The sequence below is a fragment of the Paraburkholderia sp. SIMBA_054 genome (assembly GCF_046534875.1).
GTDB lineage: Bacteria > Pseudomonadota > Gammaproteobacteria > Burkholderiales > Burkholderiaceae > Paraburkholderia > Paraburkholderia hospita.
Genome location: NZ_JAWRXV010001328.1, coordinates 1 through 250, shown reverse-complemented (window position 1 = coordinate 250; position 250 = coordinate 1). Strand labels below are relative to the sequence as shown.

At 59.6% G+C, this 250-nt stretch carries 1 protein-coding gene; it reads left to right on the top strand.

Annotated features, from left to right (window positions below; translation table 11 throughout):
• A partial coding sequence (locus SB822_RS59390; protein WP_410859412.1) for a GNAT family N-acetyltransferase occupies window positions 1–250 on the top strand: 250 nt, incomplete at both ends.

Sequence of the window (250 nt, the reverse complement as noted above, 5' to 3'; positions counted from 1 at the left end):
GCTCGGCGCACAGCGCGAAGATGCGAGCCTCCCCTTGCGGGATTCCTATCGCAGCGCCTTTGCGGCAATCGATGCCGATCCCAATCAGCTCCGGGCTGTCGTTGAACATGATGGCGAGATCATTGGTTGCATGCAAATCAGCTTTATACCCGGCCTGTCGCGGATGGGCATGTGGCGCGGACAGATCGAAAGCGTGCGGATTGCGAGCCATATTCGTGGCGGCGGAGTAGGCCGTCAGATGATCGTTTGG